The sequence below is a fragment of the Ureibacillus chungkukjangi genome (genome assembly GCF_003217295.1).
Lineage (GTDB): Bacteria > Bacillota > Bacilli > Bacillales_A > Planococcaceae > Ureibacillus > Ureibacillus chungkukjangi.
In genome coordinates this window covers 352,235-366,617 of record NZ_QJTJ01000001.1, presented here as the reverse complement: position 1 = coordinate 366,617, position 14,383 = coordinate 352,235, and the positions used below count along the sequence as shown (strand labels likewise).

The window sequence follows — 14,383 nt, the reverse complement described above, 5'->3', positions numbered from 1 at the left end:
ACTTTGCGTTATTCATCTTAATTGAACCGCCGTATACGGAACCGTACGTACGGTGGTGTGAGAGGTCGGGAGTTAATCACTCCCTCCTACTCGATTGCGTTTTGACTTTTAATACTTACGTATATAACTTAAGGAGAGATGAAAAATGAACCATTCTCCTGACAACTTTAATTATCGATCACTTTTTGATTTGAACAATGATGCAATTTTAATAATCAATTTATCAGGTGAAATACAAAATGGAAATGCAGCTAGCGAAAAGGTTATCGGTTATTCATTAAGTGAGATGCAAAATCAAGCGTTTATATCTTTCATTGAAGACAAGGAACAAGCCAGAAGATGCTTTGCTGATATGATGAGTGGGATTAAAACAGATACAAATATTCAATTGCTCCATAAGAATGGAAAACGAATTAATTGTTTAGTGAAATGTATTCCTTTGGATAAATCCGACATAAAAAAAGGCTTATTTTTAGCCTTAAAGGATATGACTGAATACGATTCATTAATGAATAAGTATCACCAAAGTGAATTGTTTTTCAAAATAATAGCGGAAAATGTACAGGATGTTATTCTTTTAATGAATGAACATCGAGAATATCTCTATGTTTCACCTTCTGTTGAGGGTATGTTTGGATATGATAAGAAAACCGTAGAAGGAATGCTGCAGCAGGATCCATTCTTTTACAATCACCCAGATTATTCTGAGCAGTTAAATCAAGTCTATATTGATTCGAGGAAAACCGGAAAACCATTTCAAATCATCATTAAAATACTCCATAAAGTGAATGGATGGATTTGGACTGAAGTGAAGGGGACTCCTGTATTCGATGAAGAAGATAATTTCAGACAAATGGTTTTAGTAGCTAGTGATATTTCAATGCAAAAAGAAATGCAAGAAAAGTTAGAGTATTATGCTTATCATGATCCGTTAACTGGATTGCCAAATCGTCGTTATTTTGAAAAATGCCTAACCGAATCCATTGAAAAACTTAACTTAACAGAGCAGTTTTTTTCACTAATCTTATTTGATATTGATGATTTTAAGACTGTAAATGATACCTGGGGACATGAGATAGGAGATCAGGTGATACAGGAGGTTGCGAGACGAACGCGACAGGTAATTGGAGAAGAAGGCATTGCTGCAAGGCTAGGCGGCGATGAATTTATAGTACTGTTATATAGATGTGATAATGAAGAAGCATTAAAAGAGGTTATCCAAAAGCTTCAAAATATAATGCTTGAGGAAATTGTTACTGAGAAAACTTCAATTGCTATAACAAATAGTATAGGTGCAACAATTTGTACGACAAAGTACATGAGTGAAACGTATTATTTCAAAAGTGCAGATGTTGCCCTTTACGAGGTTAAGCATGAAGGCAAGAACCAATATCATATCAACAATTCATGAATCTGAGGCTTTCCTTACTAGGTGAGCCTCTTTTAGTTTGAAGTTTTCTCTATTAGCGTTAAAATATATATGCAGGAATTGGGGGGAGTGGCAATGTATCCAAACTGGATTTTACAGCGTGCACAATTGACACCAGCACGTAGAGCATTGAGTTTTGAAGAGCAATCTTGGACTTTTGAAGAACTAAAAAATATATCAGTTAAACGAGCAACACAATTAACTGCTTTGGGCATTAAACCTAAGGAACGAGTAGCGATTCTTGGCCCTAGTGAACCAAGCCTTATTTTTATGATGTATGCATGCATGCATCTCCAATGTGAAATGGTGATGTTAAATCGTAAGCTATCAAAGGTCGAGCTACAATATCAAATTGAGGATGCACAGGTAGAAAAAGTATTGGTAGCTGATGAGGATGCTTTACTGCTACCAGATATTCATACGCCGATTGTATTCTCTGCAGTTGAAAGTACGGTGGGTAAATCCCTTGAGATAAGTAAAGAATGGTCCCTAGATCAAACCGTTACGATTATGTATACATCTGGAACTACTGGATTACCTAAGGGCGTGCGTCAAACAGTAGGGAACCATCAAGCAAGTGCTTTAGCATCTGTATTAAATATCGGCTTATCTGAAGAAGATGTCTGGCTTTGTACGGTACCATTGTTTCACATTAGTGGGTTTTCAATATTAGTTCGTTCTTTATTATATGGGAATGCTGTAAAGCTTTATAAAAAGTTTGACAAGGATCAAGCGGCATTGGATATTGCAGAGGGACAAGTCACACATATGTCTGCAGTAGCAGTGATGCTTCAGCGTGTCCTACAAGAGCTAGAAGATAGAGGACTTGAAGCCTCACCTAAATTTAAAATGATTTTGGCCGGTGGTGGACCAGTTCCTGAAAATTATATCAAGCGAGCGCATCGCTTAAATCTAATGGTTTCACAAACTTATGGAATGACAGAGACGTCTTCTCAAACAGCTACCCTTTCAAATGAAGACGCCTTGAGAAAATTAGGTTCTGCTGGGAAGCCGTTATTCTTTAATCAAATTAAGATAGCTGGCGTCGCGTCTCCGGGAGAGATGGGGGAGATATTAATTCGTGGACCCCATGTGACACCGGGTTATATTGGAAGTTTTTCGGAGAGAAGCTCGACAGTTGATGGATGGTTACATACTGGGGATATTGGATACTTAGATGAGGAAGGTTATTTATTTGTAGTAGATCGCCGCTCTGACCTACTCATTTCAGGTGGAGAAAATATCTATCCAGCTGAGATAGAGAATGTTCTGCTGAGCCATCAGGCGGTTGGTGAGGCTGGTGTTTGTGCCATAGATGATGAAACCTGGGGACAGGTTCCAGTAGCGTTTATCGTTTTAAAGGAAGATGTTCGTGAGGATGAGCTAATAGAGTTTTGTAAAGAACGATTAGCAAAATATAAGGTACCTAAGTATTTTCATGTTGTACCGAATCTGCCGCGAAGTGGATCAGATAAATTGCTCAGAAGAAAGCTTAAAGACTTATTAAACTAACAAAAACGGTTCAACTCAAATGAAGAGATGAACCGTTTTCTATTATTGTAAAGCTTGACTCAATGTTTCAATATTCTTTTCCATCAGCGTGAAGTAGATTTCATTATTTTTAATATCCTCTTCAGTTAAAACACTTAAATTATGCAATTCAAGCGAGTCAGCGCCAACTTCGTTTTGAATAACTGAAGAAAGCTTTGAAGAAACGTTTTGTTCAAATAAAATATAAGAAACTTGTAGCATTTCAGCCTGATCGACAATTTCAGTTAACTCTTTCTGTGATGGCTCACTTTGTGAGTTAATCCCTGCAATAGCAATTTGCTCTAATCCATATTGCTGTGCGATATAACCAAATGAAGCATGAGAAACAAAGAAAGTTTTTGATGTAGCCTTTGACGCCATTTTTTCAAATTCTTGGTCAAGAGATTCTAAATCAGAAATCAACTGGTCATAGTTTTCATTTAATAGTTGTTCTTGTTCAGGTAAAGCAGCAACAAGCTCGTCTTTTACTGCACGTGCTAAATCCTGTGAAAGTGTTGGAGATAGCCAAAGATGTGGATCTGTTTCGCCATGGTTATGACCTTCATGACCTTCTTCTTCATCCTCTTCATGACCGTCACCTTCATGATCATGGTCGTGCTCTTCATGTCCCTCGTCTTCGTGGGCATGCTCCTCTTCTGCAGATGCTTGAAGCTGATCATCTGAGATAGCATCTGATGTGGCAACTAATTTTACGTTTTCATTTTTTAACGTGTTTTTAGCGTTTTCAACAAATCCTTCAAGTCCTAATCCGATATAGAAGAACAGGTCTGCATCTGCTAAAGCCATCATATCCTTTTGAGTTGGTTCAAATGTATGTTCATTTGTTCCAGGTGGGTAAATAGAAGTAACATTGACATACTCGCCACCAATACGCTCCGCAAAGTAGCTTAAAGGATAAACCGTTGTGTAAACATTAATTGTATCCGCATCTTTTTTTGTAGTTGCTGCTTCATTATTAGTAGTGGAAGTGCTATTACATGCTGTTAGTCCAAGGAAAAGGGCAGCAATTAATAGTAAATAAGAGAATTTTTTCATTTCTTTTCAAACCCTTCTAAATAGTAATTGTTACTATTTGCAATTTCAACATTCTCAATAATACATGAAGAAATGAAAAAAAACAATTAGAAAAAATATATTTTCTAAAAAAATATTAATCAATAATTGTCATAACAAAAGGCCCTCGAATTATTTTTTCTTCGAAGGCCATTTTTCTGGTACCGGGTCAAAGCCACCAGGATGGAATGGTTGGCATTTTAATATTCTTTTTGTCGTTAGGTAAAGTCCTTTAAGGGCCCCATGTTTTTGAAATGCCTCTAGCCCATATTGAGAGCATGTTGGGTAAAAGCGGCAAGACGGAGGGGTAACTGGTGAAATCACTTTACGATAAAATGTTATAAGCCAAATAAAAGGATACTTCATGAATTTTTCTTCTCCTGCTTCACTTGAAAAGTCTGCTGCGGCTTTGGATCAATTGTTTGAGTAAATATATTTTTTCTTTTGTTCATAATAAAAAGGATAGCGCAAATAATAATAACGAAGTACATAACAGCAACTAGAATTATTATAGCTAAAGTAGTATCCATAACAATCACCTCAAACATTATTATAAATCATATAGACAAGACTAGGGTAAACAATTCCAACAGTTATAAGTCTTTATATATATGGAGATGTTTTAAACAATGCTATGAAGGTTATAGTAATGGTGTCATTAGAAAGTAAAAAAATTAATTTAAATAAGAGGTGGATATTATGGCAAACAAACCATTAGTAGAACACTTAAACGATTTAGTTGCAACAACTTCAGTACTTTATACAAAGCTTCATAATTATCATTGGTATGTAAATGGACCATCCTTCTTTACATTACATGCAAAATTCGAGGAGCTTTATAATGAGGTCACATTAAATTTAGATGAAATTGCGGAACGTATTTTATCTAAGGGTGGAAAACCGGTTGCAACCTTAGCAGAGCATCTAGAGATGTCTCATATTAGAGAAGCCACTGGTACAGAAACAACTGAGGAAATGGTTGGTACAACAATTACTGACTTTAAAACGATTATGGGCTTTCTTAAAGAAGCAATGCAGCAGGCTTCAGAAGAAGGTGATGACCGTACAGAAGACATGCTAAATGCAATGGCGCAAAGCTTTGAAAAACATGTCTGGATGCTTTCGGCGTTCTTAAATGAGCGATAAGAATATAAATAATATGGCCCAAAAGATATATCTAAATACTTTTGGGTTTTTTGTTAAACTTTAAAACTTACTAATACAACTCACTTTTTTGCGGTATGAATAGTTCACTTTTTTCCGCGGCATACTGTTGAAAAGGAGTTGATTATTATCGATACTACAATTTATGTTTCTGTCGCTAATCAGTCTTACAGCTATTTGCCGCTAGGATTGCCTTGTGAATTTAAACTGCAATTAGAAGAACAGAAAGCACGTTTGTTTGAAAAGTTATTTTTACAGCTAAATTCTTTGGAATTCGATAATATTGTTCGTGCTCACTTACCATATATCCCATATCACTTGGACGAATCTAATGATGAAATTGATACAAGAATGAAAAAAATATATGCGTTAATCCATGAATTTGGTGACGAACATACGAAAAAATTTGTTGAAGAATTGCCTTATTTCCATTGATTCCAATACATCCCTTAGCTAGACTTATTAGTAAGAAGGAAGTGGCTAAAGGGATGTTTAATTTTATCGATGAAAATGGATGTAAATGTGAGCTAAGCTTTGAAAAAGGGCCTTATGAAATAGAACCGAAGCATGTTTTAGTATTGGTGTATTACGAGGGGAAATGGCTATGCACCATCAACAAAAAGCGGGGCATAGAATTTCCAGGTGGAAAAATAGAACCAGGAGAAACATTAGAAACAGCAGCAATTCGTGAGGTTTATGAAGAAACGGCAGTTCAAATTGATGATTTGAAATGGTTTGCGTATTATGTTGTTCATGATGCGCCTCCATTTTGTAAAGCAGTGTTTACAGGAAAAGTGGAAAGAATCGATGAGTTTGTCGAAGAGCATGAAACACTAGGGATGACCTGGCTTACTTCTGAGGAATTAGAGAATCATCCAAATTTAAGCTTCTATATGAAAGATGCAGGAATGAAAAAGATGTTACAGGAAGTGAAGCATCATGAAAGAAAATGGTAGTATTGAAATGATTAGAAGCTATCCATCGCCGAACCCACATGTTATCTTGCAGGAAATTGTCTATTGGTCGCAGGGGCTTCGTGTGAAAGGATTATTAGCAAAACCTAAAAAAGAAGGACAGTACGAAGCGTTACTGTATTTGCGTGGTGGTCTTCAGTCAATCGGCATGGTTCGTGCACCGAGAATAGCCCAATTTGCGAGTCAAGGCATAGTTGTCTTTGCCCCTTATTATCGTGGTAATCGAGGAGGGGAAGGGCGTGACGAGATGGCTGGAGAGGACCGTTTTGATGCAGTGAATAGCATTGAATTTCTAAAAAAGTGTGCAAATGTTAAGAAAGTACATTTATTTGGTTTCTCTCGTGGAGGCTTAATGGCTTTATGGACTGCCATTTTAAGAGATGACATCAAATCTGTTGTTACATGGGCTGGTGTTTCAGATGTTACCTCAATGTACATGGAACGTGTAGACATGAGGAGAACATTGAAACGTATTATTGGAGGCTCTCCAAATAAAGAACAGGAAAAATACGATGAACGAAATCCTCTTTTAAAGGTCGATATGATAAATGCCCCAGTTCTTATCATTCATGGTACTGATGATGAGAATGTTAGCATAGAACAAAGCTATGATTTAGAAAAAACATTAATCAAAGAAAAAAAGCAGGTAGAGACATGGTTCTCTTCAGGCTTAACTCATTACTATCCTCCACATATTAACCGACAAACAGTTAGGGCTTTAAGTGAATGGATGAAAATGAAATAAAAAAAGCGGACGTCTCTTTTTTAAGAGAAAGTCCGCTTTTATATTGTTCAATGTTATCGGAATTAAGCTATTGGTCCACCTTTTTTTAAGATATCTTCAGAAACGTTAGAGAACTTTGTGAAGTTTTCTTTAAATAGGTTAGCTAAGAAATTAGCTTTTTGATCGTATGCTTCTTTGTCAGCCCATGCAGCACGAGGATCTAACACTTCACTTGGTACACCTTCCACAGCTGTTGGAATGTGTAAGCCAAAGATTGAATCTTGTGTCGTTTCAACGTCACTAAGTTTTCCATCGATAGCAGCACGAACCATTGTGCGAGTATAAGAAAGCTTCATACGAGTACCCACACCGTATTCTCCACCAGTCCAACCAGTGTTTACTAAGAATACTTGAGAGCCGTGCTCATCAATTTTTTCACCTAACATCTCAGCGTAGCGTGTAGCTGGAAGAGGTAAGAAAGGTGAACCGAAGCAAGTAGAGAATACTGGCTCTGGAGAAGTAACTCCACGCTCTGTACCTGCTAATTTTGAAGTAAAGCCACTTAAGAAGTGGTACATCGCTTGTTCTTTTGTTAATCTACTGATTGGAGGTAACACACCAAAAGCATCAGCAGTTAAAAATACGATAGTTTTTGGATGACCTGCAACAGAAGGCATAACAATATTATCGATAAAGTTAATTGGGTAAGCAGCACGCGTATTTTCAGTTAAAGTACTATCATCGTAGTTAGGAATACGAGATTTTGAATCTACTACTACGTTTTCTAATACTGTACCAAAACGAATTGCATTATAAATTTCTGGTTCTTTTTCAGCAGAAAGGTTGATAGTTTTTGCATAGCATCCACCCTCAATGTTGAATACACCATTATCTGACCAACCATGCTCATCGTCACCGATTAGTTTGCGGTTGCTATCTGCCGATAAAGTTGTTTTACCAGTACCAGATAATCCGAAGAATAATGCAACATCTCCTGCTTCACCTACGTTTGCAGAACAGTGCATAGAGAAAATATCATTTTCAGGAAGTAGATAGTTCATAATTCCGAAGATAGATTTTTTCATTTCGCCAGCATATTCGGTACCACCGATTAAAATAATTTTCTTTTCTAATGATACGATGATAAATGTTTCAGAGGCTGTTCCATCAACTGCTGGATCTGCTTTAAAGTTTGGTGCTGATACAATTGTAAATTCAGCATTATGAATAGGTAATTCTGCTTCAGTTGGACGGATGAATAATTGATGACAGAAAAGATTATGCCATGCATATTCGTTAATAACTTGGATTTGCAGCTGAGAGTCTTTGTCAGCACCAGCATATCCTTTGAATACAAAAAGCTCATCTTTTTCTTTTAAATAGTTGACAACTTTTACATATAGATTATCAAACACTTCAGCAGAAATCGGACGGTTAACATTACCCCAGTCGATTTTATCTTTTGTGCTTTCTTCTTCTACGATATATTTATCTTTAGGAGAACGACCAGTATATTTGCCTGTTTCAGCACTTATGGCACCATCAACAGTTAATGTAGCTTCTCCACGTTCTGTAGCTTTTTCCACTAATTGTGGTACGGATAATTGAACTTTAATATTTTCGCCGTTTAATAATTCCTTCAGCTCATTAGCAATTTCTACTGAATTCATCGATTAAATACCATCCTTTTTATAGAATTCCCAAAATGGTGGGAGGTTTGATTATTTTCAAAAATTAGTATAACACATTGAATTAATTAGTCTATACTAATCCAACATTTATTTTTAAATTTTTAAACTTTAATAGAATTATTCAAAAACGATTGACAAGTGAATCTACTTTCCGTAAGATTTACTCTTGAACGGATACTCTTATCCCGAGTTGGTGGAGGGTCAAGGCCCTATGAAACCCGGCAACCTGCGTTATTCATTTAACGCGATGGTGCCAACCTGATGCAAGGGAATACCCTTGAACGATAAGAGTGAAAGGTAATGTCATGAAACCACAATTCCTTTTACTCATGTACTTAACAATGAGTGGAGGAATTTTTTTTTCTAATTAGAACAGAATGATAAGGATAGTATAGCATTTCTTTCTATTTTTATCTGAGCCTTTCTAAATCCATGTATTTGTGAAGAGATCGTCTATACATTTTAGAATGTAGTTTAAATAAGTCCTGTACTTAGTCTTTACTAAATAACTAAGATTAATTACAGTGACAACTGTTAGGCTAAAAATTGTTCCATTACTGTTTTATACATAATAATAAAACAATAATTCAAATTTTCCTAATTAAATTTTAAAAAGTGGGAAAAAATGGGCAAGTTAAAAGGTAACGGCAGGAATACCGATCTAGTAGAACGGGTTTAACATGGATAATGAGTACCGTATCAAAAACGAGAAATTATCTCGCTATAAACTTAGGAGGAAACGAAATGACAAATCGTCGACTGTTTACATCAGAAAGTGTGACAGAAGGGCACCCAGACAAAATTTGTGACCAAATTTCTGATGCAATTTTAGATGCAATTTTAAGAGAAGATCCAAATGCACGTGTAGCTTGTGAAACTACTGTAACAACAGGTTTAGTACTTGTAGCAGGTGAAATTACAACATCTACTTATGTAGATATTAAAGGTATTGTTCGCGATACAGTAGCTGAGATTGGCTACACTCGCGGAAAATATGGTTTCGATGCAGAAAACCTTGCCGTACTAGTTGCCATTGGTGAACAATCAGCAGATATAGCCTTAGGTGTTGACCAAGCTTTAGAAGCTCGTGAAGGTTCAATGACTGATGCAGATATCGAAGCAATTGGGGCAGGAGACCAAGGTTTAATGTTTGGTTTTGCATGTAATGAAACACCAGAGCTTATGCCTTTACCAATCAGCCTTGCACATCGATTAGCTCGACGCTTAACAGAGGTAAGAAAATCTGAAGAGCTTACGTACCTACGTCCAGATGGAAAAACTCAAGTAACAGTTGAGTATGATGAACAAAACAGACCAGTTCGTGTAGATACTATTGTTATCTCAACACAGCATGATGAAGAAGTAACTTTAGAACAAATTCAAGAAGATATTAAAGAAAAGGTTATTAACGTAGTGGTTCCTGAAGAATTAATTGATGCGGGTACTAAATACTTTATCAACCCAACTGGCCGTTTTGTTATCGGTGGGCCTAAAGGAGATGCCGGCTTAACTGGCCGTAAAATTATTGTTGATACTTACGGTGGTTATGCTCGTCATGGTGGCGGTGCTTTTTCGGGTAAGGATGCAACAAAAGTTGACCGCTCTGCAGCATATGCGGCAAGATATGTAGCAAAAAATATTGTAGCAGCAGGTTTAGCTGAACGTGCAGAAGTACAATTAGCTTATGCTATTGGCGTTGCTCGTCCAGTTTCTATTTCAATTGATACATTTGGAACTGGAATTGTGAAAGAAGAGCAATTAGTAGAATGGGTAAGTGAATTATTCGACTTACGTCCTGCAGGCATTATTAAAATGCTGGATTTACGTAGACCAATTTACAAGCAAACAGCAGCCTATGGACACTTTGGTCGTACGGACTTAGATGTACCTTGGGAAAATACAGATATTGCTAGCCTTTTAAAAGACAAAGCAGGTCTATAATACTAACATCAATCCTTGCAGGGGAATAGATATAAATAGGTAGAGCCTAGTTGCGCTCTACCTGTTTTCATTTCAAGGGAAATCCTGTTCTAAGGGGATGTTATAAAATTGAGTTTTGTTGTAGATATTGCTTTTTATGGAGGAGTCTACTGCACCTGTTGCTTCAAACTCAAATGAATAGCCATCGCTGAAGGTGAAGGTGTAGGTTTCTTTATCATTATAATCTTCTGGATAGACATGGCTTATGTGAGATAAATCAGACCATTCGTAAACTACTTTACTACCAAACAAAGGATTATACTCGATATAATCTTCATCTAAATAGACATAATAATTTACGCCCATAAAAAAGATAGTGAAAAATCCAAAAGCCGATAAAATCAGAACAACTATCTTAGTAATAATCTTTTTAATGAAATACAGCACTATTAATGAAATAAAGGCAATGAAAAAGGCTAAAGAATATACAACTAGATTTTTGCCAAAGGATATAAATGCAATTTTATTTGGCTCCTCAAATACAACTACAGATAATATTACAGGGGTCAATAACACGATTATTGGAGCAATAATAATAACGAGTATTGCTAATACCCAGTAGATACTTTTAGTTTCATATTGGTTCATCTCATTCTCCTTATATATAGTTTATGTAATGATTCAAAGACTCAGAGTTTTGAAAAAAAATAGGTATAAGCAAGAAGCGTTATACCTGAAAATTTAGAGTTTCTACTATCATATGTTGTTAAGGCTGAAGTGATTTGTAAATTTGTCCTTTTTCTACATATTCGCGAATGATACGGTCCATATCCTCCCGATCTTCAGGCGTAACTTCACGAACTACCTTTGCTGGTCTCCCCATTGCCAAGCTATTAGGGGGGATTTTTTTACCTGGAGGAACAAGACTCCCAGCACCGATAAAAGCTCCTTCTCCAATTTCTGCACCGTCCAAAATAATAGAACCCATTCCGATTAAAGCGCTTTTTCGAATAACACAACCATGTAATGTAACCTGGTGGCCTACAGTTACTTCGTCTTCAATAATTACCGGATTATTCGGACTTTGGTGAATACAGCTCAAGTCTTGTATACTACAGCGTTTTCCAATAATTGTTGGCGCGACATCACCACGAATCACCGTATTAAACCATATAGTAGATTCTTCCTCTATAGTGACATCCCCTGTAACTACAGCATTATCTGCGATATAGACAGATGGGTCTATTTTAGGATTTTTATCTTTAAAAGGGTAAATCATCGAAAATCTCCTCATTTCTCAGTATGATATAGTATAGCGTAACAAATATAGCAAAGAATGAAAATTAGAATGCAAGTTTGCCCATTTTAATTGGGTAGGAGGGCAAGAAGTTATGTGGAAATGGGAAGCAGAGGGACAAGCAAAAGCTGTTGTTGTTCTTTTACATAGTGCGTTCGAGCAGCATCAATGGTATGCATGGTTAATCGAAAAGCTTCGAACAGAGGGCTTTACAATCGTCATGGGTGATTTACCTGGTCATGGAAAGAATTCAAAATATGCAAAAATTCATGATGAAGATATAAAGGAATACTCGGATTTTATTAAAAAGCTAATGCAAAATGCGGTACTATATCAGCTACCTGTTTTTATCATTGGGCATGGCTTAGGAGCTACTTTAGCGATTAACTTTTTGAAAAAAAATGAAGTAGAATGTGCAGGCTTAATCCTGACATCACCATGGCTAAGTTTAAGAAAAACTACGAATTTATTAACAAATGCCATGACTAACTTAGGAAATCTGGCTTCAAATAAAAAAATCTCTTTAAAATTCGACAAGAAAATGCTAACTAGAAATAATGACGGCTATCAGGAGTTAGTAGATAAAATTCCTTACCATTCCTATGCAACGGTTGGATGGTATAAGGGTGTACAGAACCTTATGAAAAATATTATTTCTGAACAAGAAAGTAATTTGTCATTGCCGATTTTATTAATAACAGCCAAGCAGGATAAAATTACTGATCCAGCTGTAGTTCGTAAATGGTTATTCAATCAAAAATCGACAGAGGTTCAATATAAGGAGTGGCCATATAGTTATCATAATCTATTCCATGATAATGAAAGAGAAGAAATTTTCATCTACTCAAAGGATTTCATGAATAACGTTCTTAGAGCACTCGGTTATATAATTAAATAAAAAATTTTCAGTACTCAGTCCACCATAACTGAGTATTTTTTGTATTTAAAGGGGATATATTAGTAGATTATAAATCTTTAATTATCGAAAAATATTGAATAAATTCAATTTGTGTAATATATTGAATTTTATAACAATAAAATATACATAAAAAAAGAGGTGTTCAGATGGAAGGTTTAGTAAAAGCGCTAAACGACTTTTTTTGGGGTCCATGGTTTATCTATGGAATCTTGATCGTGGGGATTTTCTTCTCGATTATGACTCGTTTTTTGCAGGTACGACATATTAAAGACATGTTTGCTCTAATGTTTAAAGGTAAAAAATCTGAGAAAGGAATTTCTTCTTTCCAAGCTTTATCAATTGCACTTTCTGGTCGTGTAGGGACTGGTAATATCGCTGGTACTGCTACAGCAATTGGTTTTGGTGGTCCAGGGGCAGTGTTCTGGATGTGGGCGATTGCCTTCATAGGAGCAGCTACAGCCTATGTAGAATTGACATTAGCTCAAATCTACAAAGAAGAAAAAGAAACTGAGTATCGAGGTGGTCCTGCCTTCTATATTGAAAAAGGAATGGGACAAAAATGGTTTGCTGTAATTTTTGCAGTAGCAGCTTTAATTGCAATGCTGGTGTTAATGCCTGGTGTTCAGTCAAATGCGATTGCTGGTGCAGTTCAAAGTGCTTTTGGTATTGAAGCGTGGATTACGGGACTAGTTATTGCTATTTTACTAGGTATTATTATTATTGGTGGAGTTAAATGGATTGCCAATGCGGCTCAAATTATTGTTCCATTTATGGCGATTGCTTATATTTTAATGGCTCTTGTTATCGTCTTCATGAATATTTCTGAGGTACCAAGTGTAATCGGACTTATTTTCTCTAGTGCTTTCGGTGCTCAAGAATTATTTGGTGGATTAATAGGGTCGGCTATTGCTTGGGGAGTTAAACGTGGGATTTATTCAAACGAAGCGGGTCAAGGTACAGGTCCTCATCCAGCAGCTGCAGCTGAGGTTTCTCACCCTGCCAAACAAGGTTTAGTTCAAGCAGCCTCAGTTTACATTGATACTTTACTAGTTTGTTCGGCTACTGCATTTATGATTCTATTTACAGGAATGTATAATGTGCATGATGAAAAGGCTGCAGATCCAGCAGCTACATTCGTTCAAGTTGGGGAATTCAATTCCGGTCAATTATCAGGGGAAGAGCAAGTTACATTTGCTAAAAGCATTGAAGCAGGTGCAGCTTATACTCAATATGCAGTAGATTCTTCTTTACCTGGCTTTGGCGCACCATTTGTTGCGATTGCATTATTCTTCTTCGCATTTACAACGATTATGGCCTATTACTATATTGCAGAAACAAATGTATCTTACCTATTCTCGGGTACTTACGAAAAGATTGGTATTTGGATAGCGAAGATTGCCATCTTAGCAGCTGCATTTTACGGGACAGTTAGAACATCAAATTTAGCGTGGGCAATGGGTGACGTAGGGTTAGGATTGATGGTATGGATAAATGTCATTGCTATCTTAATCATCATGAAGCCAGCGATTCTCGCGTTGAAGGATTATGAGCAACAGAAAAAAGAAGGAAAAGATCCAGTCTTCGATCCTATTAAATTAGGTATTAAAAACGCAACATTCTGGGAAAAGAATAATAAAGACCAATAATAAAAAGCGTGAAGT

General features: G+C 36.4%; 14 protein-coding genes and 1 riboswitch. Of the genes, 9 read left to right on the top strand and 5 right to left on the bottom strand.

Annotated elements, in window-relative coordinates; translation table 11 throughout:
- Positions 1 to 145: 145 nt before the first annotated feature.
- Both BJ095_RS01720 and BJ095_RS01715 read left to right on the top strand, forming a co-directional pair.
- On the top strand, positions 146 to 1,411 hold the full coding sequence (locus BJ095_RS01720; protein ID WP_107935468.1) for a sensor domain-containing diguanylate cyclase: 1,266 nt from the start codon (positions 146 to 148) through the stop codon (positions 1,409 to 1,411).
- A gap of 93 nt (positions 1,412 to 1,504) precedes the next feature.
- On the top strand, positions 1,505 to 2,941 hold the full coding sequence (locus BJ095_RS01715) for an o-succinylbenzoate--CoA ligase (RefSeq protein WP_107935469.1): 1,437 nt from the start codon (positions 1,505 to 1,507) through the stop codon (positions 2,939 to 2,941).
- 42 nt (positions 2,942 to 2,983) lie between these two features.
- On the opposite strand, the gene BJ095_RS01710 is transcribed toward BJ095_RS01715, so the two are convergent.
- Both BJ095_RS01710 and yidD read right to left on the bottom strand, forming a co-directional pair.
- Positions 2,984 to 4,015 carry a metal ABC transporter solute-binding protein, Zn/Mn family gene (locus tag BJ095_RS01710; protein WP_107935470.1) on the bottom strand — a complete coding sequence of 344 codons (1,032 nt, stop codon included), beginning with the start codon at positions 4,013 to 4,015 and terminating at the stop codon, positions 2,984 to 2,986.
- 150 nt (positions 4,016 to 4,165) lie between these two features.
- The gene (yidD, locus tag BJ095_RS01705) at positions 4,166 to 4,399 is read right to left on the bottom strand and encodes a membrane protein insertion efficiency factor YidD (protein WP_107935471.1); all 234 of its coding nucleotides are present in this window, start codon (positions 4,397 to 4,399) and stop codon (positions 4,166 to 4,168) included.
- A 333-nt stretch (positions 4,400 to 4,732) separates the two neighbouring features.
- Here yidD and BJ095_RS01700 point away from each other — a divergent pair, with 333 nt between their 5' ends.
- The 4 genes from BJ095_RS01700 (at position 4,733) to BJ095_RS01685 (ending at position 6,916) form a co-directional block, all read left to right on the top strand.
- The gene (locus BJ095_RS01700) at positions 4,733 to 5,179 is read left to right on the top strand and encodes a Dps family protein (RefSeq protein ID WP_107935472.1); all 447 of its coding nucleotides are present in this window, start codon (positions 4,733 to 4,735) and stop codon (positions 5,177 to 5,179) included.
- A gap of 138 nt (positions 5,180 to 5,317) precedes the next feature.
- Positions 5,318 to 5,632 carry a transposase gene (locus BJ095_RS01695; RefSeq protein ID WP_107935473.1) on the top strand — a complete coding sequence of 105 codons (315 nt, stop codon included), beginning with the start codon at positions 5,318 to 5,320 and terminating at the stop codon, positions 5,630 to 5,632.
- A 53-nt stretch (positions 5,633 to 5,685) separates the two neighbouring features.
- Positions 5,686 to 6,153 (top strand): NUDIX domain-containing protein, encoded by a 468-nt coding sequence (locus tag BJ095_RS01690; protein WP_107935474.1) that lies wholly within the window; start codon positions 5,686 to 5,688, stop codon positions 6,151 to 6,153.
- Positions 6,137 to 6,916 (top strand): alpha/beta hydrolase family protein, encoded by a 780-nt coding sequence (locus tag BJ095_RS01685; protein ID WP_107935475.1) that lies wholly within the window; start codon positions 6,137 to 6,139, stop codon positions 6,914 to 6,916. Before BJ095_RS01690 ends, BJ095_RS01685 begins: the two co-directional genes overlap by 17 nt.
- A gap of 62 nt (positions 6,917 to 6,978) precedes the next feature.
- On the opposite strand, the gene pckA is transcribed toward BJ095_RS01685, so the two are convergent.
- Positions 6,979 to 8,565 carry a phosphoenolpyruvate carboxykinase (ATP) gene (pckA, locus tag BJ095_RS01680; protein WP_107935476.1) on the bottom strand — a complete coding sequence of 529 codons (1,587 nt, stop codon included), beginning with the start codon at positions 8,563 to 8,565 and terminating at the stop codon, positions 6,979 to 6,981.
- A gap of 198 nt (positions 8,566 to 8,763) precedes the next feature.
- A riboswitch (SAM riboswitch) is annotated at positions 8,764 to 8,877 on the top strand.
- A 453-nt stretch (positions 8,878 to 9,330) separates the two neighbouring features.
- Between pckA and metK the strand changes: the two genes are divergently transcribed.
- The gene (gene metK, locus BJ095_RS01675) at positions 9,331 to 10,527 is read left to right on the top strand and encodes a methionine adenosyltransferase (RefSeq protein ID WP_107935477.1); all 1,197 of its coding nucleotides are present in this window, start codon (positions 9,331 to 9,333) and stop codon (positions 10,525 to 10,527) included.
- 72 nt (positions 10,528 to 10,599) lie between these two features.
- Here metK and BJ095_RS01670 read toward each other — a convergent pair whose 3' ends face one another.
- Complete coding sequence (locus tag BJ095_RS01670) at positions 10,600 to 11,154, bottom strand: hypothetical protein (protein ID WP_107935478.1); 555 nt, start codon at positions 11,152 to 11,154, stop codon at positions 10,600 to 10,602.
- 118 nt (positions 11,155 to 11,272) lie between these two features.
- The gene (locus BJ095_RS01665) at positions 11,273 to 11,785 is read right to left on the bottom strand and encodes a gamma carbonic anhydrase (RefSeq protein ID WP_107935479.1); all 513 of its coding nucleotides are present in this window, start codon (positions 11,783 to 11,785) and stop codon (positions 11,273 to 11,275) included.
- Between the two features lie 112 nt (positions 11,786 to 11,897).
- On the opposite strand from BJ095_RS01665, the gene BJ095_RS01660 reads away from it, so the two are divergent.
- Together BJ095_RS01660 and BJ095_RS01655 are read left to right on the top strand one after the other, a co-directional pair.
- Positions 11,898 to 12,701: an alpha/beta hydrolase gene (locus BJ095_RS01660; protein ID WP_107935480.1), complete on the top strand. Its 804-nt coding sequence runs from the start codon at positions 11,898 to 11,900 to the stop codon at positions 12,699 to 12,701.
- A gap of 167 nt (positions 12,702 to 12,868) precedes the next feature.
- A complete protein-coding gene (locus BJ095_RS01655; protein ID WP_110561289.1) occupies positions 12,869 to 14,368 on the top strand; it encodes an alanine/glycine:cation symporter family protein in 1,500 nt (499 codons plus the stop codon).
- Positions 14,369 to 14,383 lie beyond the last annotated feature (15 nt).